Source organism: Lachnoclostridium sp. An169 (genome assembly GCF_002160525.1).
In the GTDB taxonomy this organism is placed as follows: Bacteria; Bacillota; Clostridia; order Lachnospirales; family Lachnospiraceae; genus Mediterraneibacter; species Mediterraneibacter cottocaccae.
Genome location: NZ_NFKT01000036.1, coordinates 1 through 20218, shown reverse-complemented (window position 1 = coordinate 20218; position 20218 = coordinate 1). Strand labels below are relative to the sequence as shown.

Sequence of the window (20218 nt, the reverse complement as noted above, 5' to 3'; positions counted from 1 at the left end):
GGAGGAGCATGGAGAGCCGTTTTGCGCAGCAGTTGAAAAAGGGAGTTCTGGATATGGTTGTGCTGAGACTGATCTGTGAGAGGGATACTTATGGATATGAGCTCCTTCAGGAACTGGAAAAGAAAGGAGAAAGTTTCTTTCGATTGAAAGAAGGGACGCTTTATCCTGTGTTGTACCGGTTGGAAGATAACGGACTGATCCGGGCTTCCTGGAAGACAGGGGAGGGACGCGTAAGTCCGAAAAAGTATTACCAGATTACGGAAGACGGAAAACGTGTTCTGGAAGAGTATCAGGAAATATGGGAGCGGTTTTCAGCATGTGTGGACCGTCTGTGCGGGGAGGAAGGAAAATGACAGAAGAACAGAAAAAGATCAAGAAATATGTAAATGCACTGGAGAGAAACTTAAAACTTCCATCGAAGATGAAAGCCAGGATAAACGGCGATATCGGAACAGAGATTCATCTGAAACTGGAGGAAGGGAAGACGGTGGACGAAGTACTTGCGGAGCTGGGAAGCCCGGAAGAAGTCGCAGAGAGATTTAACGAGGAATTTTCGGATTACCGGATAAGAAAAAGCCCGGTACGGTTTCTCTTTCTTTTCCTGATCGTGCTTATTGTTCTTGGAGCTGTGCAGTACGGAATGAATCTGTGGCAGATCAGACGGAAGATGGCGGGAATCGAAAATCTGATCGGCGGTGCTGATGGCCCTACATCAATTTTTGTGGCAGGAACAGCAGTCGGCAATGGCTCGGGCGCCGGATACTGGCTGACATCAGCCGGGCTTATCCTCGGATGCCTGGCGGGATATTTTCTTGCATCCTGCGGGAAAAAAGGCGGGAAGAAGCAGTACCTGATATATGCGGCGATATCGGCAGCAGGACTGATTCTGAGCATTGCCGGTCCCCTCATTTCAGGGACCGGTGACTACGCCCAGTGGATCATGCTGATCGGCACAACGACGATCGAAGTAATACCGGGATTCATATTGAATATTGTGACGCTGGTGATCTCGCTGCGGTGGATGAAGAAGCGGGAAAATGGTCATTCATCTTCCGTCAGATGAGCGGATAAAAGAAACCTGCGGCAATTCCCGCCAGAATCAGAATGACAGCAGCAACCGATATGATCCGTTTGATGAGAAGCTTTCTCCCCTGGCTCATATATCGGGAAAAGTACCAGTTTATGAGTCCATATAATACCATGGAGGGAAGCCATGTCCTCATGAGAAAAGCGGTCATGGCAATCGTCAGCAGGGCGGCGCCAAATCCGGAATCCGGATCAGCGGCAGTGTCAAGGAACGGCAGGAAAAAGCAGAGTCCGGCAAACAGGAGAAGACCGCAGAACAGTGGAAACATCAGGAAAATAAAACCGGTCAGACGCCATCTTTCCCGGCTCTTTTCCTGCATCTGTTCCGCGTAGTCCAGAGAATTTATTATGATGCAAAAACGCATCCAGCCGTGCGACCCAATCCTTCATATACATGATGTTTCCACGACGCGCCTGCCGCTCAGCATAATCCAGATACATTGTGACAATTTCGTTCAGGCTACTCATCTCGGTTTCGTCCAGATAGTTCTTCGCTATCACAACATCGGATTTTCGGATTCTGCCGCTTGGTGCATTTTTCCATGTTGTCAGGCCCATATTCGGTTTCGTGCTGTCTGCCCGGTCATAGATGATCTCCGCTGCGGTATGCTTTGTAATGGCGTAATGCAGCTTGTTTTGTACGGTGGCGAAAAACTCTTTTGTAACAGGACTGTCCACATCATAGTCTGCGCTGCATTGGGAGTATATGTCCGTGATTTTCTGATAAAAGCGCCGTTCACTGGCGCGAATGTCACGGATGCGCTCTAACTGTTCTTCAAAATAATCTTTCCCGAAGAAGTTCTGCGGCTCTTTCAGGCGCTCATCGTCCATGACATAGCCCTTGATAATATACTCCTTCAATATCCTGTTTGCCCAAATGCGGAACATGGTGGCCTTTTTGGAGTTTACCCGATAGCCGACCGCAATGATTGCATCCAGATTATAGTATTTTGTAGGATAATTCTTCCCGTCTGCCGCAGTTGTTTCCAAAATGGAAACAACTGAATCCTCCATCAACTCACCCGAGGCAAAGATGTTTTTCAGATGCTTTGAGATGGCCGCTTTCTGCACTTCAAACAGCTCCGCCATCTTTGCCTGTGTCAGCCACAAATTTTCCTGATATAGCAGAATTTCAACCTTGACATCCCCGTTATCGGTCTTATAAAACAAAATTTCTTTTGTTTCATACGGGGTAAGCGCCATATTCTCATCCATTGTCTTTATCCTCCCGGCTCTTTGCCCGTGTTTTATAGACATTATACTGATTCTTGCACCGGGCACTGCAAAACGCGGAATTGGCCCGGCTGCCGAGGAACACCTTCTGGCAGTGCTTGCACAGCCGCAGGGGTTTCGCATCGTCCACCAGCATGAAGCTGAACATCATCTGGATGCCCAGCAGCAACGAATGGAAGTCCCAATAGATGGTCGGTTTCTCCAGCAGTTCAATATGATAAGTAGGCGCAATGCCACCGAAGGCAGCCATGGCCTTGCGGTAAAGATTCCTTGTATCCTCGTCAATGCTGTCGTAGTCGTTGTAGTACAGAATGGATGTGGTCAGCGTGAACGCCCAATCCTTGAACTGCTGCGCTACCCAGTCATACGGCTCAGCATACTCCCGCTGGAAGCTCATGTTCTTCGCCATCGGCTCATCCATGAAGGTCATCGTCAGGGCAATCATCGTTCTGTCATTGGAGACATTCCAGTTGGATTCCACGCCTTTTTTCACTACATCCAGCTCGTCAAAGGGATAGAACAGAGCAAGGTAATCCTCTGTCGCCATGCTTTCTTCCTTGATGAAGTGATTCTTCGGCAGATAGACTGCCTCATAGTCCATAAAGGACGGCGTGGTGGGCAGCGCCGTCATCAGCCCCAACAGGCCGTAATGGGTCACAAAGGCCATGATTGCCTTTTCCACCTCGTCCTCCAGACTGCGGTTCATCATCAGCATTCCCACATTCAGCGCCTCCAGCACCATCTCGGAGGATTCCTTCAGCGGGTTATATACATCGGGCTTTGCCGTTTTCTCCGGCGTAATATAGCGTTTTCCGTCCTTGCCGGTCTTGATCTCATAGCGGTCATACCGCACCCAGTGGGAACGGGACTGCGCAAACAGATTGTTCATAACGCTGTTCCTCTCAATTCGTAATCCATCTATATATTAACCGTATTACTATTGTATCAACCGTCCTTGGCATCGTCAAGGGCGGCTTTCTTTTTTCTCGGTTTTGTTTTGTTTTCCCGGCGAATCACGGCATCCTTCCCCATGGTTTGCAGCAACGCTTCATATTCCTCCATGAACTCGCGCTCCCGCAGCGTAAGGCCATGATCGTTTTCCAGCTTTTCGCTCAGATGCTCGTACATCCGCTTTTGCAGCTTCTTCTGAATGGTCATCCGCAGCTTTCGGATGTTCCGGTCGGACTGACCTCGGATGGCGGCAAGCCTTGTGGTGCTGTATTGCTTGACGAACAGGTAATACAGCACTTCTTTCTGTTCATCACTGAGGGTGAAAAAGAGCTTGGAGAGAAAGCGGTTAGCTGTCAGCTCGTGCAACTCGTAGGGACAGGAGAAGATGATGTCGAGGAAGTTTCCCTGACAGAGCTGACGGAACCTCGGCAGATTCATCCAGAGGGGAGCAATCTTCGGATCAGGTACCGCCTGAAACTCCAACGGCACATCCCCACGCAGGTTTTCGTGGTCACGTTCCCGGCGCTCCCGATTTCTGTCCAGCTTGTTCCACTCGTCTACCACGCTCAGAAAATCGGATTCCGTCCTGGCTGCTTCCTCTAAACGCCGCAAAGCTTCTGCGCGAATTTCCCGTTTGAGCCGTTTTTCGCTGGTGGGCGCGGCTTCCTCTTCCTCGTCCTCCAGCTCGGCATGATAGTCTCTGGGGTGTTCGTCCTGCTCCAGCTCGCTTTCCAGCTCCAGCGTGCGTTCCTCGGCAAGCGCTTCCTCCAGCGTCTCGTCCTCCGGCGCACCGTCAGACGCATCCTCCCAATCGGCAAAGCTATCCTCATCCATTTCAAGGTCGGCTTCCTCTATTTGCTCCTCGGTATCTTCTTCCTCATCGGAAAAATCATCATCCCACAGCAGTTCATCCTCCCATGGTTCCACGACAGCTTCACCTCCCCGAAAAAGAATTTTTCTTTTTTTCAAAAACAGTTCCGATTTACACCCCGTATTTCTCCTATTAGTGAGAAGTAATTTGATGTACAGTTACTCGGATTACTTTCTCAACGCAGAACAAAGGAAAAGGAGGAACGCAGAGCGCGGCAACGCCATGGAAAAGAGATATGACACATTCGGCTTACAATCGCCGGAACCACAATCAGTATACCAAAATACGATGAGTTTTTCAAGGAGGGACAGTATGGAGCAGAACAAACGAGAACAGTTTATCATCCGCCGAATCGGCGGCACCACCTACAAGGTCAGAGTCGTGTTCAACGAAAGCGGCGGCGAGACCATGGAGGATAAAATTTTACGGATTGTACGCAATGATATGGTTACAAGTGACGGAACCTATGGTATAATGGAGACACCACAAATGAGCCGACAGTCTGAAAGGAGCGCATCATGAGCGTGAAACAGACTGAAAGCAAAATTACCGCTCTCTATGAGCGGCTGTCCCGTGACGATGACAACGCCGGGGATAGTAATTCCATCGTGAATCAGAAAAAATATCTCGAAAGCTATGCCCAGCAGAGGGGCTACACCAACTGCCGGCACTATACGGACGACGGCTGGAGCGGCGGCAATTTCGAGCGCCCGGCATGGAAGCAGCTCATCGCAGATATTGAGGCAGGCAAAGTTGCCCATGTGATCGTCAAGGATATGAGCCGGGCGGGGCGTGACTATCTGCAAACTGGCTTTTACACGGAGGTATTCTTCCGGCAGCACGGTGTTCACTTTGTCGCCATCGCCAACAGCGTGGACAGTGACGACCAGAACAGCAATGAGTTTGCCCCCTTCCTCAACATCATGAACGAATGGTATCTGCGCGACCTGAGCCGCAAGCAGAAAACCGCCATTCGTGTCAAGGGGGAATCCGGCAAGCCCACCACCAACTGTGCCATCTATGGCTACAAGAAAGACCCGGAGAACAAATACCATTGGCTGATCGACGAGGAAGCGGCTGCCGTGGTGCGGCGTATTTTCCGATTGACCATCGAGGGCAAAGGTCCCTACGATATTGCCCGTATTCTTTTTGAGGATAAGGTGGAAACACCTGCTGTGTACTTTGGCAAGCAGGGCAAGGGCATCTGGAAAAGCAAAGAGGAATTTTCCAATCCCTATAACTGGAGCGGCTATGTCGTGGGACAAATCCTCTCCAAGCCGGAGTATATGGGGCATACGGTGAATTTCCGCTCCCACAAGCAGTCCTACAAGGATAAAAATGCCGTGATGAATCCCAAGGAGGATTGGCTGATTTTTGAGGACACCCACGAGGCCATCGTGGATAAGGAAACATGGGAGCTTGCGCAAAAGCTCCGCAAGACGCCAAAGCGCATCGACACGCTGGGTGAAGCGAATCCGCTGACCGGCCTTTTGTACTGCGCCGATTGCGGAGCCAAGATGATGAACCACCGCTCAAGAGGTGGCACGAAGAACAATCTCTATCCGTCGGATTTTTACGATTGCTCCACCTATACACTGGCACATCAGAAACGCACCCACGCTTGCAGCGGACACTATATCCGCAGCAAGGTGCTGCGGGAGCTGATCCTGGAAACCATCCGGGCAGCCAGTACCTTTGCCATCTCTGACCGGGACGCTTTTCTGGAGAAGGTACGCTCCGCCTCCCAACTGCGACAGGCAGAAGCGGCCAAGGAAACCAAGCGGAGGCTGAACAAGGAGAAAAAGCGGATTTCTGAGCTGGATACCATCATCAAGAAGCTCTATGAATCCTTTGCCGTCGGGCGCATTACCGGCGAACGCTTCGACAGTCTGCTGGCGGAATATGAGGCGGAGCAAAAAGCACTGACGGAATCTGTCTCCGAAATGGAAACGCAGATGTCCGCCTTTGCCGAGGACACCGACCGAGCCAAGCAGTTTCTGGAGCTGGCAAAGAAGTACACGGACTTCTCCGAGCTGACCACGCCCATGATCAACGAGTTTATTGAGAAAATCATCGTCCACGCCCCGGAAAAGATCGACGGTGACCGGATGCAGGAAGTGGAGATCCATCTGCGGTTCATCGGGCGGTTTGAGTTGCCTGTCACGGAGCTGAGCGAGGAAGAAATCAAGCGGCAGGAGCAGCTCAAACGGCACCGAATCAAAAGCCGGGAGCGCTATCAGAAAATCAAGGCTGGTGAACACGCTGTCGGACAGCCCTTCACGCTGACCTGCAAGTGCTGCGGGCAGGAATTTGCATCCAAGCGGACGAACACCCTGTTCTGCGGCCCCAACTGCCGCTCCAAATTTTACCGGCAGGAGGCGGCGGAGAGCCGCAGCCGGGCGTGTACCTGCGAAAACTGCGGCAAGGTGTTCACTACAACGAGGTCAGATGTGAAATATTGCAGTGATGATTGTCGGTATGCGGCACAGATCAAGCGGCAGGGCGCACGAAAGAAAGCCTTGCGAGAAGCGAAGAACGAACCGGCAGCGCCGGAGAAAGAAACGAAATCAGCATAAGATAAGACGCGAACGGCGGCTTGCCCCTAAACGGGTAGGCCGCTGTTTTTTGCGCAGAAATGGAGGTACGATGAATCTTTTTGAAATTGTAAAATACGGCGTAAGCTGCCGGGAGGCAGCGGAGCGATACGGCATGGAGGTCAACCATTACGGCATGGCGCTCTGTCCGTTTCACAACGACCGGCATCCCAGCTTATATGTGGCAGACGACCACTATTATTGCTTTGCCTGTGGGGAACACGGCGATGTGATTGATTTCACCGCAAAGCTGTTCGGCTTGCCGCTCTATGATGCAGCGCAGAAGCTGGCAGCAGACTTTCACCTTTCCCCGGATAAACCGCCCAGCGCAGTGGCGCTCCATGCAAAGCGCATCCGAACAGAAGCACAGCAGCTTATGGAAAACGAGCGGCTGTGCTTTTCTGTTCTGTCCGATTATGCCCGTGTGCTGCGGGACTGGAAGGTGCGGTATGCGCCAAAATTGTCTTATGAACCTGTTCACGCACGGTTTGTGGAAGCCTGTCACAAACTCGACCAGACGGAATATTACTTAGATATTCTTTGTGCTGGCGATTCTTTTGAACGTGCCGAAGTGGTTCAGCAGCAGATGGCGGACGGAAAGCTGGACAGCCTGCGAAGGAGATTAGAGGAACTTTACAAGGAGGAATTGGAAAATGGATATGACACCGCAGGCGTGGCCTGAGTGGTACGATGGCAGGCACATCAACGAGGTGCTGTTCTTTATAATAGGAATCATATATGTCCCCGAATTCTGCGGCGAACGGGTAGTCCGCATACTGCACGGCCCAGGTTGCCGTCAGCCTGCCGGAGGGTGTCTCTCTGCCGGACAGCACCGCTGCGGCGGCATCCCCACAGCCGCTGCCGCCCTGCCCCATAAGAACGATTGCGCCGGGCAGGTCTTTCACCGGGGACAGTTCCACTACGCCGCCCACATTCAAAAGCAGGACGAATTTCTGATATTGACCTGCCAGTAGGGTGATGTCGCTGATCTCCTGCTCGCTCAGGTAATAGTCCCCGGGGACCGCTCTGCGGTCAGCACCTTCCCCGGAATTCCGGGACAGAACATAAACCGCCGCATCCGCCGGATGCCGGCAAAGGACTTCTTCCGTCAGGCCGGGGAATACGGGAGGGATGAAAGGATTGGACATCATGGCAATCAGCCCTGCAAAAGCACCGGCCTTTGCCCGCTCTCGGACGGAGGCATCATAGATAAGCCGGGCATTCTGCAAAATCCCGTCGTATTCGGCCAAAACCTCCCCGGTCACAACGGAGTACCCGCTGTTAAGCAGTCCCTGTTCCACCGTAACATAATCCCGTACATTTACATCCCCGGAGCCGGTTCCTCCCTTGATGGTGTGCCGTGCTCCGCTGCCATACAGGGCAATGGTGCTTACACCGCTGTCAAAGGGCAGAACACCTTTGTTTTCCAGCAGAACAATACCTTCCTCTGCGACGCGGGCAGAAGTCTCCCGGTTTGCTTTTTCGCGGGTGCTTGGTAATGGGTCAGATGTTGCCATCCTGTTGTTATGAATCATAATATTACCTCACGCTTTCTTCCAATATGCCATATCAAAGTAGTCTAACTCTGTTTCAACCCCCCGTGTCAGGCACAACAGCTTTCCTGCAAAGGGAATGGAAAATTTCTTTTCTGCATTGGGCAGGTCATGGGTAATCGCATCCAGCATGGTACGCAGATGTTCTTTGGGGAGTGCGCAGCGGTCATGGGCGGAAAGCGCATAATCAAAAGGGACGTCCCACAGCCGCCGCAGCCGATTGCAGAATTCATCCATCGGCACAACCCCCGAAATCCCATACAGCAGCCGCCGGGTAAATGTGTCCCCGGAAAGCAGCACCTTCGTATTTCTGTCCAGCAGAAGAATGCTTCCCATGGTATGACCGGGAATATGGATCACATCCAGCAGCCTGCCTCCGAGGTCGATGGTATCGCCGTCTGCCAACTCGTGAATGACCGGCAGGGGCTTTATTTTGCGTGTGCCGATCCCCTTGCCTTTCAGCAGGGGAATATCCCCGCTGTGAAGCCAAACCTCGGAAAAGTCCTCCAGATGATACACATGGTCAATATGTCCGTGACTGAGAACCGGGAATACAGGCCGATCGGTCAGACTCCGGACATAGTTCACAACCCCCGGTTCGTTGACAGCCAAATCAAACAGCAGCGCCTTATCCTCCCCGACGACCAGATAGGAATTGGCTGTGGCTCTGCCGGGTTTTAAGGAGCGGCCGTCGCTGTTCGGCCCACTGATATCCGAGGAAATCAGAAATATTCCCTCTGCCACCTGTGCGTGAAAAAGCATGACCTTACTCCTTTCTGCCGAAGCGGTCAAAGGTATAGGTTCCGCTTCCTGTCTGCGTGACGCCTCCGCCCCATTCAACTTTTGCGGTCACACCGCAGGGAATGGTAACCGACAGCTTGTCTTTTTTTACGAAAATACGAATTTCTCCGTTTTCCGAGTAAAAGGTTCTGTCAAGAGAAGTCAGCCCACCCATGAGCCGGGGAGCAATGCGAACCTTTGTATATCCTGGCGCTTCCGGCTGCAACCCCGCGATGCGGCGGGCAAGAAAATCATCCACGCAGCCAAAGGCGTAGTGGTTAAAGCTGACAAAGCGGCCTCCTTTTCTCGCCTCATCCGCATCCCAGGCTTCCCAGATCGTGGTTGCTCCGTGATCCACCTCATAGAGCCATCCGGGGCGTTTGGACTGCCAGAGGATGGTCTCTGCCAGCGTTTCCTCTCCTAAATCCATCAGTACATCCAGCAGAAACGGCGTTGCCAGAAATCCGGTGTCCAGGCAGTCTCCACGCTCATGGATGAGCGACACCAGTTTTTGCCTGAAATCGTCCCGCAGGTCCTCCGGCACCAGGTCAAAGGCAAAGGCCAGTACATATCCGCCCATAAGGTGCCTTGGCAGCAGATCTGCACGGAGAATTCCGTTTTGAATTGCTCTGCGCATTTTCTCGGACTCTTCCCGGTAACAGGCTGCTTTATCTTTATCTCCCAGCACTTTTGCAATGTCTGCCAGGTAGCGGATGGTCTTGTAACCAAAAAACGGGGCTGCATAAAAAGCAGATTCTTCACAGATGCCGTACTGCCGGCCGGTGTTGTCCGGGCGGGAGGGCACCAGCCATTCACCGAAGTGAAAGCCGGTGTTCCAGAGATATTGGTCGTATTCATACGGGATGTTCATGCTGCCGCGTTTTTCTTTTGATCTGCGCAGGATGTAGTCGCCCCAACGGCACATGGCGTCATAGTTTTCCCGCAATACAGGGATATTCCCGGTGCTCTGATACATGGCATAGGGCACCCAGACGATGGCGTCCGACCACCCCGCCACCCCGGTGGGCTTTGTGTCTCCAAATACCTTACAGGCGTCCAAAATCACAGAATGGTACATCTTTGCATAAGGGGCTGTAACCATGATTGCGCCGTCCTCTGCCTGTTCATCCCGCAGAGCGGCAAGCCAGCTTGTAAAAAATGGTGTCACATCCTCGTTCAACAGCGCTGTGGGCGCATAAATCAGCATATCTCCCGTCCACCCTGCCTTTTCCCTGGTGGGGCAGTCGGTAGGAATCGACATCATATTCCCGGCCTGGGACCAGCGGACATTCTGATACAGCCGGTTCAGCCGTGCATCAGAGCAGTGAAAGCTGCCGATATTTGCTTTCTCTGTGGTCAGAAGCACCGCTGTGAAGTCCTCTTTGCGGACAATATCCAGCCCGGTCACCCGAAGATAGCGGAAGCCATGGAAGGTGAACAGTGCCTCGTGGACAAAGGGCAGATCCCCCGTAACAACCACATCCCGCTGTGGGGCGAACATGGTGTTCAGGTAGTTTCCATCGCAGTCGAGCTCTTCAAAATATTCCAGCGTTACGGTTGTCCCCCGCGGGGCGTCCAGCAGAACCCGGGCACGCCCGGCGAGCACCTGACCGAAATCGACAATCCATTCCCCTTTGGGGGAACGAAAAACTCTCCGCGCAGGAAGCTCTGCCACCGGCCGAATAGGATCCATGGGCTGGGCCCTCAGAATATTCATGGGGTAATCCCGAAGAGCCACCGGCTGCGGGATCTGCTGCCTCTGCGTAAAATCCTGCTTTTCGCCCTGAAACAGGTCAGAGCAGAGAATATAGGACAGCTCGCAGCTTTCGGCGCCGTCGCTGATGATATGCCCCCGAGTGCCGTCCTCATACCAAAGTTCCAGCTGAAAAAGAACGCCGGGGGATGCGTGGGGGTGTTTTGCAACAGGGCTGGCAAAGGCACTGAAGTACCAGCCGTCGCCTACATACATTTCCATCATGTTGTCCCCGCTGCGAAGCAGCGCTGTCACATCGTAGGTCTGGTAGTAGAGCCGATGGGCGTAGGAGGTAAACTCCGGTGCAAATTCCCGGTCATCCGGTCGGCGATCATTGATTTTAATCTGATACACGCCGTATGCTGTGGAATACAGTCTGGCGCGGACGGGCTGCTGCGGCAGCCGAAAATTCTTCCGGAACAGCACCGGTGCGCAGGAAGCGCCGATGGGATAATCCGGGTCGGGAACCCGCTCCAGCGTGCTTTCCGCCCACCGGGCCTTCCAGTCCTCCGTACAAAGGAACGCCGTTTCAAAGTCTGCGCTCGCCGCCGCACATTCCCCGTGATTATCCCAAACGCGAACCGTCCAGCGGTATTCCGTGCAGGAATGCAAGGGTGCGCCCGCATAGTCTGCAAAGCTGTTTTGGGAAGAGGACACCGCCCCGCTGTCCCAAACGACTTCTTTCGTCTGCACATCCTCCACGGTCAGCTGGTAGGCCTGCTGGGTCACATTTTTTTCGCTGCTGCAAAGCTTCCAGCCAAAGTAAGGGACGCCGTCAATCCCCAAAGGTTCGCTACGGTGATTGGTTTTTAAATCGAGTATTTTCAGCATAGTTTCTCCGCCTTTTCAAAACGCGCCCGTGAAAGCCCACAGGCGCGTTTGCAGTGCATTTAATATTTTCTGGAAAGCTGTGCCTCGCATTCCTCACGGGTAATTTCGCCCGCATTGCATTTTGCCATTAGGGCAACATCCTTGTCCTTCAGTTTATAGAAAACCATGACCAGAACGCTGAGGATTGTACCGATTGCCGGAATCAGCATATAAATGATCCACAGAGAATCCAGCGCGCCCTGCGTCTGGGTTATATTGAGTGCGGCCAGTTCCTCAAAGCTTTCCGCTTTTACAGGCACCCACTCGGAAAGACCCAGCAGGAACAGGCCCAAAGAAGCCGAGATGCTGCTGCTGAGCTTATTGACAAAGGCGTTCAGCGAGAAGAAGATGCCGGAGCAATCCTTGCCGGTTTTGTAGCGGGTGTACTCTATGGTGTCCGGAGTGAAAAATGTCTTTGCAATCTGGGAAATATTGCCTGGCATAGCCTGAAGCACCAGAAGCACGGTGATCAGCGCAAAATTATGATAGCCGCTGAAGTAGATTAAGGAATAGATTCCTGCCCCCAGCAAGCCGCATACCAGGAAGACTTTTTTCTTGCCGAATTTACGGCACAGCCGGTCTGTATTCAACTGAGCGATGGTCTGCGGAATAAATGCAATGGCAATCGGTATAATCAGAATAAGAGAATTTCCGTAAAGGTAAAAGGATGCGTAGGTACCAAGAGAACCGCCGGTTTGCAGGCCGGTATACAGCAGAACACTGACCAAAATAATAAACATATACTTGTTTGTCTTGATACAACCAAGCATATCCTTAAAGGAATAGTGCTCTGCGGACTGTGCTTCCTCCGTATTCTTCAGTTCGGCGTTGTGTTCTTTGACCTTGGTTGCAAGGGGAAGCATCATAAAGAAGAACAGCACCGAGGAAACCAATGCCACTGCCTGAATAGGCAGGCCGACATGCTCGCTGATGAGCACCGTCCAGATAACACCTGCCAGCATGGTAAATATGCCGGCAAGAATGCCCTTGTTCTTGAGGATGGTATCTCTTTCTTCCATATTATCGGTCAGTGAAACAATCATGGAGTTCATGGGCACCTCCACCAGCGTGTAGGTGAAATCATACAGCAGGTAGGTGACAGTGAACCAGATCAGCTTTACTGCTTCCGGCGCATTCTGGGGCATCAGGAAGAAGATAACGGTAAAAATCGGGAACAGAAAGAAGGTCGCCCGATACCAGGGCAGATATTTGCCCTTTCCTGCCAGCTTTCCCAGAAGTTTGCTTTTCTTGATATCCAGCTTGTCGATGAAAAATCCAAAAATAATATCGTCAAAGGCATCAATGATCTTTACTGCCAGAATCGCAGCAGAAACCTTAATCAGGTCAATTCCCTGAAACAGCAGGAACAGTGTCATCATCGCCGTAACTATGTACCCTTCCAGGCTGCGGCCGATGTCGCCAATATAGTAGTTGATACGCTCTGTCCTTGTGGTTCGCCAGCCTTCGGGCTGGGGCTTCTGATTTTTTGCCATGATGTTTCCCTCCGGTTTTTAATATGGTTTCTGTGTTCTCTCGCAGATAGTTTTGCCGGTCTTTTTGTCAACCTGTACTACACGGATCTCCTGTGGTGCAATGCCATTTTCCACCCAGTTTATAAGCGCCTTTATGCCGTCGGTCTGGGTGATACCCGGGCCGTTGCCGACACAGTTGCCGTGATTATCGCCGGGGGTGATATACAGGCGGCAGAATTTGTCCGCCTGTTCACGGCCCCCGACAATCTGAACCATCCGTTGATAATAGTCGATGGTTCCCATGGTGGGGATCAAGGGGTCGTCCCAGCCGTGGTCGATCATCAGTTTGCCGCCGTGGGCAGCAAAGGGCCGCAGATCTGCATTATCAATGTTGCAGGTGGGAAATTTTTCGCTGCTGGCGTCAAAAAGCGGCTCCAGCTCTTCCATGGTAATTTTGTCAAAGTTCTGCTTCGGGTCACCCGTGACCCACCGGGCCCAGATATCTGCAAGAGGGAAAGGCTTGGGCCATTTTTTGAACAGAGGATAGTAAAACCAGCCGATGGGGATGATTTTGTTCCAGTTTTTCTGCCCCGGCTGAAAACCGAACCAATAGGGCGTGCCGTCTTTCCGCCGTGGACCCTCCCAGATTTTCTGCATGATTTCGGCATCGGTCTGGGTAATCACCCCCGCTTTGGTTTTCTGCCCAACCAGCACAACGGGGTCAAATTTCACCGGATGCTGCTCCAGACGATAATAGGCGTCCGGGCCGCCTACGGAAGCTTGCAGGGCATCGGCAAAGTACTCCAGCTTTTTGGGGTGCAGCGGACACCCGTAGGAACGCATCACCGCCTGTGGCCAGAAGCCGCAGATGATGAATTTTGCCCAGTTAATGGCTGGGCAGCAGGCCCAAATTCCGTCATAGTCCTCCGGGAACTCCTGCGCTTCCGCCATGCTCTGCCGCCCGCCGCCGCTTCCGCCGTTCATATAGGCATACCGAACCGGTCGGTCGTGGAGAATTTCCGCCACAGCTTTGCCGAACACCGTCATATCGTGGGTGCTTCTGGCACGCCAGTTCTCAATTCTGTCCCAATAGATTTCACCGGTTTGCTGATTTTGCCCCCAGGTATTGCCGTACTGTTCGTTGCCCGCATCTGTGATGGCAGCAGTGAAGCCGTTGATGAGGGCATAGGGTATCGTCCAGCCCCGGCTCACATTATTGGGCACGGTAATGTGGCTGTAGCTGCCGGTGCTGCTGCCGCCACCCGCCGTCCCGGCAAACCGGTCATTCCAGGCAAGGGGGCTCCAGATGATGATGTTTTCCTCTGCCGTCCCGGTTTTGTGATTGATAACTACATGACAGAAGGGCGGCAGGCCCTCCAAGTCGGTTTTTGCCCACAGAAGCTTTACCAGAATATTAACATTGCTTTTGTATTTACCTGTGTCGTTGATCTCCGCCCGGGTGACTGTGAACTCTTCGCCGGGAAATCGGGCCTTCAGCGCTTTGGTCAGATAGTCCGCATTGCAGCGCCCGCGGATACCCGGGGTTTCCGATAGCCCGGAGGTATCAAAAAAATGAACATTGTCTTTTTCCAGCATCACAATTCCTCCATCCAGTGTGCTGCGGCTTCCACCCAGCCGCATAGTGGTGTGGCGCTGCCCAGGCCGAATCCATGTCCGCCGGTTGTTGCCTCAAAAATGCGGCATTTTTCGCCCAGTGCCATTTTCATGCCGTCTCCGTCCTTTTTTGAAACCGTGGGGTCATCCAATGCACGAACCAGAAATACGGGCGGATAACCTGCGTCAATATGGCGGCTGGCATCATATCTCCGGATATCCTTCTGCGTAAAGCCTGCGCCAAACATTCCGGTGCACATATATTTTTTTACAGGGCCCTCCGGCACGTTTTCCATGGTAATCAGCGGATAGCCCAGAATCAGACATTTCGGCTGGGGCAGCCCGTATTTTCTTGCACCCAGGTTTTCCGTCCCCCAGAGGGCTGCGGTATGGCCCCCTGCGGAAAAGCCGGACACTGCGTAGTCCTGCGGGTCAACGCCAAATTCATCGGCATGGCCGCGGATATACCGCCATGCCGCCGCCAGGTCCTCCAAAGGCTGCGGCATTAAGCCGTGAACAAAACTCTCCTGCACCGCGGTGCGGTAGTTCAGGCAGAAGCAGGAATACCCAAGCTCATTGAGCCTTGCCGCCACCGGGAGCGACTCCACCATGGTGCACACCGCTCCGTAAGCACCGCCTGCCAGCAGAATGAAAAAGGTCTCGTGTTTTTTCTCCCGTGCGGGCAGCCAGGTCAGCTTCACGGCGGCCATGCGGGGGTCTTCTTCACCGCCATATACGGAGCAGACCTTGTATGGCTCTTCCAGCCGCCGCAGGCCGTAGAGCATATCCCCCACATACCATGTGGGATTCCGCTGCTGAACCTGTGCCAGCGTCAGGCAGCTGTTTTCCGCAAAGAATTTCCCCCCGGAAATCAGACTGTCCCGGATCGGCTTCAGGTGCTCTGCATTGTAAATCTCCCTGAGCCGGGTGTTTTCTGTGAATCCCATGCTTCCGACCTCCTGCCTGTGAAAATGCCGAAATTCGCCTTGACAAATCGGGAACGCCTGTGTACAATTGCTATGAAACAAGTGTAACACTTTACGGAAAAAATGCAAGAAAAAAAGCGGCTTTTTTCAGCAAGTGAAACAAAGCTGCAGGGAGTGTAACAGATGACGGAACGAAAAAACGAAGCTCATGATATGGTGATGGAAAGCCTGACCCAGGCGCTGCTGCAGCTCATGGAGAAAAAGCCGTTGAGCAAAATCAATGTGTCCGAGCTGTGTACCCGCGCCGGTGTGGGGCGCGTGTCGTTTTACAGGAATTTTGATTCCATGGACGATATTCTTGTCCAGCACCTGAAAAAATGCACTGACGAATGGTGGCGGGACTTCAGCCAGAAAGAGGTTGAAAGCTTTTATACGGACTTCTGGCCGGAGCTTCTGGAGCAGTACCGCGCAAACGGACATCTGGTTCGCCTACTGTATGAAAACAATGCGTCTCACCTCATTAAAGATCACATTTTTGCCTGCTGCCGCACCACATTTGAGGTCGATGAGGAAGAGTCTTATGCCCGAGCAGCGCTGGCGGGTGCGCTGTACGGCATGGTGGATGAATGGATCAAGCGGGGAATGGGCAGCCTGCCGGAGAATTTCAGCATCCGAAAAATTATCAATTTGATGCCCAGGCAGGAAGCTTTAACCAAAAAGGAGTTGTAGTAGATATGGATCAGATTGATCAAACAATCAGCGGGTATGTCAAAAACAATGAAATCTCCGGCGGAGCATTGCTGGTGCGCAAGGCGGGAGAGGTTGTCTATCAAAACAAGTGGGGCTATGCCGATGTGGCGGCAGGTGCACCTGTCGAATACGACTCCATCTACCGCATGATGTCCATGACCAAGCCTGTAACAGCGGTGGGTATTCTGAAATTGATGGATCGGGGGCTGATTACCCTGGATGACCCGTTGTCCAAATTCCTTCCGCAATTCAAAGATATGCAGGTTTGCGCCGATAAGCGATATGAGTTCAAGCCGGGAATGAATATGCTTTCACTGCTGCAAAAGCTGCTTTTTTTCCGAATGGACCGGGTGAAAACAGTCCCTGCTGACCGAGAAATCACCATAAGAGATCTGCTGAGCCATTCCTCCGGCCTTGCACAGGGCATAGTGGGCCTGATTGCCATGATGAAAGACAAGTCGGTCAGAGAGAGCCTCTCCCAGCAGGCAGATGTTTTCAGCCGGTATGTGCTGGATTTTCAGCCGGGGACAGGCACGGGATACTCCCCGCTGGCTGGTTTTGATATGCTGACCCGGGTTATTGAGGTGGTTTCCGGCATGGATGCAGCAGAGTATTTTCAGCGGGAAATTTTTGAACCGCTGGGGATGACGGATTCCTCATTCTGGCCGACAGAAGCCCAGAAAGCCCGCCTTGTCCACGCCTACAAGCGCAAAAAGGGAAAACTGGTGGATGTTACCGGAACAAAGGAGGATATGGACGGGATGCTCCACCGAGGTCCCGGCTATATTGCCGGATGCGGTGGCCTGTTTTCCACCCTTACGGATTACGACCGCTTCGTCCAGATGCTGGCAAACGGCGGCACATACAGGGGCAAAGTCATTCTGAAACCGGAAACCGTGGAACGGATGCACACGGAAGCGCCTGCCATGCACCTGGAGCCCGATCCCGGACAGGTGTGGGGACTGGGCGTGAAAATTCGCCAGGACCCCGAAAAGGGCAAACTGCCTGTCACTGCCGGAACATACGGCTGGAGCGGTGCATTTGGCACCCACTTTTTTATCAGCCCCGCCGATAAGCTCTCCTGCGTCTGGGTCACAAACCGCACCGATCTTGGCGGCTCTGGCTCCTACATCAGCGCAAAAATTGAGGAGCTGGTTTTTGCCCGGTTTGCAGGTGACCGGTCATGATGCGTGTCGGTTTGGTTTTGGAAGGCGGCGCCATGCGGGGGATGTATACCGCCGGCGTGCTGGATGTTTTTCTGGAGCACGGAATCAGGGCAGACTGTGTTGTGGGCGTATCTGCCGGAGCGTTGTTTGGCGTGAATTTCCTGTCCGGGCAAAAGGGGCGTGTGATTCGCTATAATAAGCGGTTCAATTCGGATAAGAATTATATGGGTCTCCGTCCGCTTCTGCGGGAGGGAAACATCGTCAGCACAAAATACGCCTATGAGGATGTCCCCCGCAGGCTTGACCCCTTTGACGATGCGGCATACAAAAAATCCGGGATTCCGTTTTACGCAGTTGTGACGAATGTGGAAACCGGAATGCCAGAGTACATCAAAATCGACAGCGTCTTTGCCCAGATGGATGCACTTCGGGCATCCGGTTCCATGCCGTTTGTGTCAAGACCGGTGATAATTGACGGAAAGCCCTATCTTGACGGCGGCATTTCCGACAGCATTCCATTCCGCTTTGCCGAAAGCCTCGGCTGCGAAAAACGGATTGTCATTCTCACGCGGGATATGGAATACCGCAAAAAGCCCATGTCGCCTGCTCTGATTCGACTGTGGTTTGGAAAGAGCCCGATGGCTGAAAAGCTGCTGCATCGCCATGCGCTGTATCATCACACAATCGAAGAACTCAAGGAATTGGAAGCCGCGGGGAAAGCCCTTGTCATCCGTCCCTCAAGTCCCATACAAATTGGGCGGATGGAGAAAAATTCCGATATACTCCAGTCCGTTTACGACCTTGGCGTGAAAGACGGACTCGCAAGCCTTACCGCCGTTCAGAAATATCTATGCGGCGAAAAATGAACACAGGGATACGACTATGCAGCATAGTCGTATCCCTGTTCCGTTTTCTGCGCAGAAAATACCCTTGACAAATCCCGTCTCAAAAGAAAATCTTGCTCAAATATGTAGAGGAGAACGGTTTTCCCAACCCAACCTTTTTCATCGACGACGGCGTTTCCGGCGTAACTTTCGATAGACCCGGTTGGAATGAGATGATAAGGCTTGCGGAAGCGGGAAAGGTCAAAACGGTTATCGTCAAGGATATGTCCCGCATGGGGCGGGACTATCTGAAAGTCGGCTATTACACCGAGAGTTTCTTTGCCGAGCGCGATATACGGTATATCGCCATCAACGACGGTGTGGACAGCGACAAGGGCGACAACGATTTTACCCCATTCCGCAATCTGTTCAACGATTTCTACGCACGCGATACCAGCAAGAAAATCCGCGCGGTTATGCGGGCAAAGGGCAACGCCGGGGAACATCTTTGCAGCAACCCGCCCTATGGGTATGCAAAAGACCCCAATGACAAGAAAAAGTGGATTGTGGACGAGGAAGCCGCCGAGATCGTCAAGCGGATTTTTGACTTGTGCGTTGCTGGGAAAGGGCCGATGCAGATAGCAAAGATATTGACCACCGGCAAGGTTTTGACCGTCAAAGCGTACTACGCAAAACGGGACGGGAAGCCCATGCCGGACAATCCTTATCGCTGGTCTATGGAAACCATACGGGGGATTTTGGAACGCCCCGAATATACGGGGTGTACGGTGAACTTCAAAACCTACTCCAAATCCCACAAACTGAAAAAGCGTCTGCAAAACGCCCCGGAGAATTGCCGCATTTTCCCCGACACACAACCCGCTATTGTTGACCGCAATATATTTGAGCGTGTGCAGGAACTTCGGGCAAACAAACGCCGCCCCGCCAAACAAGCGGAACGGCAAGGGTTGTTCTCCGGCTTACTCTACTGTGCCGATTGTGGAAGCAAACTGCATTTTGCTACGGGCAAGAACATGACCCCGGAGCAGGATTGTTACCGCTGCGCGAGGTACAAAAGCAATACGGGAGATTGTACCATGCACTTTATCCGCGAGGAAACGCTGAAACGGTTTGTGCTGCGCCGGATATTCGATGTAACCGCCATGTTTTTTGAGGATATTATGCGTTTTCAAAAAGCGGTGTATGAGCAGCGGTTTGAGGAAGCGGAAAGGGCGGCAAAAAAGCGTAAACGGGAAATCGCCCAAGCCGAGAAACGGATAGCGGAACTCGACCGGATTTTCAAGCGTATCTATGAGGACGATATATCCGGCACAATCTCTCACGAACGGTTTTTGAAGTTATCTGCCGAGTATGAAGCGGAGCAGAAAGAACTGACGGAAAAGGTCAAGGCAGACCGGGAAATGGTAAGCACCTACGAGCAGGACAAAGCGGATTTTGACAGTTTTGCGGCGGTTATTCGGAAGTATGTAGGGATTACCGAACTCACGCCTACGATTGTCAACGAGTTTGTAAAGAAGATTATCGTCCATGCGCCGGACAAGTCCAGCGGCCACCGGCGGCAGAAAATCCAGATTATTTGGAACTTCGTCGGGGAACTGAAGCAGGACGAGGACAAGCAGACCATTGAACGAGAAAGAAAAAGCAGGGGGCTGTCGGGAAATAGACAGTTTTAAACAGGGGAAGGCGTGACTCATGCGAGTCACGCCTTCCCCTGAAATTTATCCTATAAAAAAGAGAAAAAGATGGCTAACGAC

General features: G+C 52.5%; 18 protein-coding genes and 1 pseudogene. 9 read left to right on the top strand and 10 right to left on the bottom strand.

The features are described 5' to 3' along the window. Nucleotides 1–8: 8 nt before the first annotated feature. Both B5F07_RS18795 and B5F07_RS18790 read left to right on the top strand, forming a co-directional pair. Nucleotides 9–353, top strand: coding sequence for a PadR family transcriptional regulator (locus B5F07_RS18795; protein WP_087162749.1), 345 nt, complete (start codon nucleotides 9–11; stop codon nucleotides 351–353). Then, the gene (locus tag B5F07_RS18790) at nucleotides 350–1063 is read left to right on the top strand and encodes an HAAS signaling domain-containing protein (protein ID WP_087162748.1); all 714 of its coding nucleotides are present in this window, start codon (nucleotides 350–352) and stop codon (nucleotides 1061–1063) included. The genes B5F07_RS18795 and B5F07_RS18790 overlap by 4 nt, the downstream gene beginning before the upstream one ends. On the opposite strand, the gene B5F07_RS18785 is transcribed toward B5F07_RS18790, so the two are convergent. Genes B5F07_RS18785 through B5F07_RS18770 form a run of 4 tightly spaced genes read right to left on the bottom strand, consistent with a single transcriptional unit; the run spans nucleotide 1056 to nucleotide 4197 of the window. Further along, a complete protein-coding gene (locus B5F07_RS18785; RefSeq protein WP_087162747.1) occupies nucleotides 1056–1355 on the bottom strand; it encodes a hypothetical protein in 300 nt (99 codons plus the stop codon). The two genes, B5F07_RS18790 and B5F07_RS18785, sit on opposite strands and share 8 nt — an antisense overlap. After that, entirely contained in the window at nucleotides 1291–2301 is a 1011-nt protein-coding gene (locus B5F07_RS18780) for a virulence RhuM family protein (protein WP_242972594.1), read from the bottom strand. The genes B5F07_RS18785 and B5F07_RS18780 overlap by 65 nt, the downstream gene beginning before the upstream one ends. Next, on the bottom strand, nucleotides 2294–3208 hold the full coding sequence (locus B5F07_RS18775; RefSeq protein ID WP_087162746.1) for a hypothetical protein: 915 nt from the start codon (nucleotides 3206–3208) through the stop codon (nucleotides 2294–2296). Before B5F07_RS18775 ends, B5F07_RS18780 begins: the two co-directional genes overlap by 8 nt. Nucleotides 3209–3264: 56 nt before the next feature. Continuing rightward, nucleotides 3265–4197, bottom strand: coding sequence for a hypothetical protein (locus tag B5F07_RS18770; protein ID WP_087162773.1), 933 nt, complete (start codon nucleotides 4195–4197; stop codon nucleotides 3265–3267). 256 nt (nucleotides 4198–4453) lie between these two features. On the opposite strand from B5F07_RS18770, the gene B5F07_RS18765 reads away from it, so the two are divergent. The 3 genes from B5F07_RS18765 (at nucleotide 4454) to B5F07_RS18755 (ending at nucleotide 7417) form a co-directional block, all read left to right on the top strand. Beyond that, nucleotides 4454–4663 carry a transposon-encoded TnpW family protein gene (locus tag B5F07_RS18765; protein ID WP_009260070.1) on the top strand — a complete coding sequence of 70 codons (210 nt, stop codon included), beginning with the start codon at nucleotides 4454–4456 and terminating at the stop codon, nucleotides 4661–4663. Further along, nucleotides 4660–6717, top strand: coding sequence for a recombinase family protein (locus B5F07_RS18760; RefSeq protein ID WP_087162745.1), 2058 nt, complete (start codon nucleotides 4660–4662; stop codon nucleotides 6715–6717). The genes B5F07_RS18765 and B5F07_RS18760 overlap by 4 nt, the downstream gene beginning before the upstream one ends. A gap of 70 nt (nucleotides 6718–6787) precedes the next feature. After that, nucleotides 6788–7417 (top strand): CHC2 zinc finger domain-containing protein, encoded by a 630-nt coding sequence (locus tag B5F07_RS18755; RefSeq protein ID WP_087162744.1) that lies wholly within the window; start codon nucleotides 6788–6790, stop codon nucleotides 7415–7417. Nucleotides 7418–7502: 85 nt separating this feature from the next. On the opposite strand, the pseudogene B5F07_RS23750 reads toward B5F07_RS18755, so the two are convergent. The 6 genes and pseudogenes from B5F07_RS23750 to B5F07_RS18725 all read right to left on the bottom strand — a co-directional run. Next, nucleotides 7503–8252, bottom strand: a pseudogene (locus tag B5F07_RS23750) (glycoside hydrolase family 3 protein); the annotation flags it as partial. Nucleotides 8253–8279: 27 nt separating this feature from the next. Further along, a complete protein-coding gene (locus B5F07_RS18745) occupies nucleotides 8280–9050 on the bottom strand; it encodes an MBL fold metallo-hydrolase (protein ID WP_087162742.1) in 771 nt (256 codons plus the stop codon). Nucleotides 9051–9054: 4 nt separating this feature from the next. Continuing rightward, nucleotides 9055–11652, bottom strand: coding sequence for a family 78 glycoside hydrolase catalytic domain (locus B5F07_RS18740; protein ID WP_087162741.1), 2598 nt, complete (start codon nucleotides 11650–11652; stop codon nucleotides 9055–9057). A 59-nt stretch (nucleotides 11653–11711) separates the two neighbouring features. Further along, the gene (locus B5F07_RS18735; protein WP_087162740.1) at nucleotides 11712–13184 is read right to left on the bottom strand and encodes an MFS transporter; all 1473 of its coding nucleotides are present in this window, start codon (nucleotides 13182–13184) and stop codon (nucleotides 11712–11714) included. An 18-nt stretch (nucleotides 13185–13202) separates the two neighbouring features. Beyond that, entirely contained in the window at nucleotides 13203–14804 is a 1602-nt protein-coding gene (locus tag B5F07_RS18730) for a tannase/feruloyl esterase family alpha/beta hydrolase (RefSeq protein ID WP_087162739.1), read from the bottom strand. Then, on the bottom strand, nucleotides 14759–15724 hold the full coding sequence (locus B5F07_RS18725) for an alpha/beta hydrolase (RefSeq protein WP_087162738.1): 966 nt from the start codon (nucleotides 15722–15724) through the stop codon (nucleotides 14759–14761). Before B5F07_RS18725 ends, B5F07_RS18730 begins: the two co-directional genes overlap by 46 nt. Before the next feature lie 162 nt (nucleotides 15725–15886). Here B5F07_RS18725 and B5F07_RS18720 point away from each other — a divergent pair, with 162 nt between their 5' ends. The 4 genes from B5F07_RS18720 (at nucleotide 15887) to B5F07_RS18705 (ending at nucleotide 20137) form a co-directional block, all read left to right on the top strand. Then, entirely contained in the window at nucleotides 15887–16432 is a 546-nt protein-coding gene (locus B5F07_RS18720) for a TetR/AcrR family transcriptional regulator (protein WP_087162737.1), read from the top strand. Between the two features lie 5 nt (nucleotides 16433–16437). Beyond that, on the top strand, nucleotides 16438–17640 hold the full coding sequence (locus B5F07_RS18715; RefSeq protein WP_162613175.1) for a serine hydrolase domain-containing protein: 1203 nt from the start codon (nucleotides 16438–16440) through the stop codon (nucleotides 17638–17640). Then, complete coding sequence (locus B5F07_RS18710) at nucleotides 17637–18485, top strand: patatin-like phospholipase family protein (protein ID WP_330397886.1); 849 nt, start codon at nucleotides 17637–17639, stop codon at nucleotides 18483–18485. Before B5F07_RS18715 ends, B5F07_RS18710 begins: the two co-directional genes overlap by 4 nt. 71 nt (nucleotides 18486–18556) lie before the next feature. Further along, nucleotides 18557–20137 (top strand): DUF4368 domain-containing protein, encoded by a 1581-nt coding sequence (locus B5F07_RS18705; RefSeq protein WP_087162735.1) that lies wholly within the window; start codon nucleotides 18557–18559, stop codon nucleotides 20135–20137. Nucleotides 20138–20218: the final 81 nt, after the last annotated feature.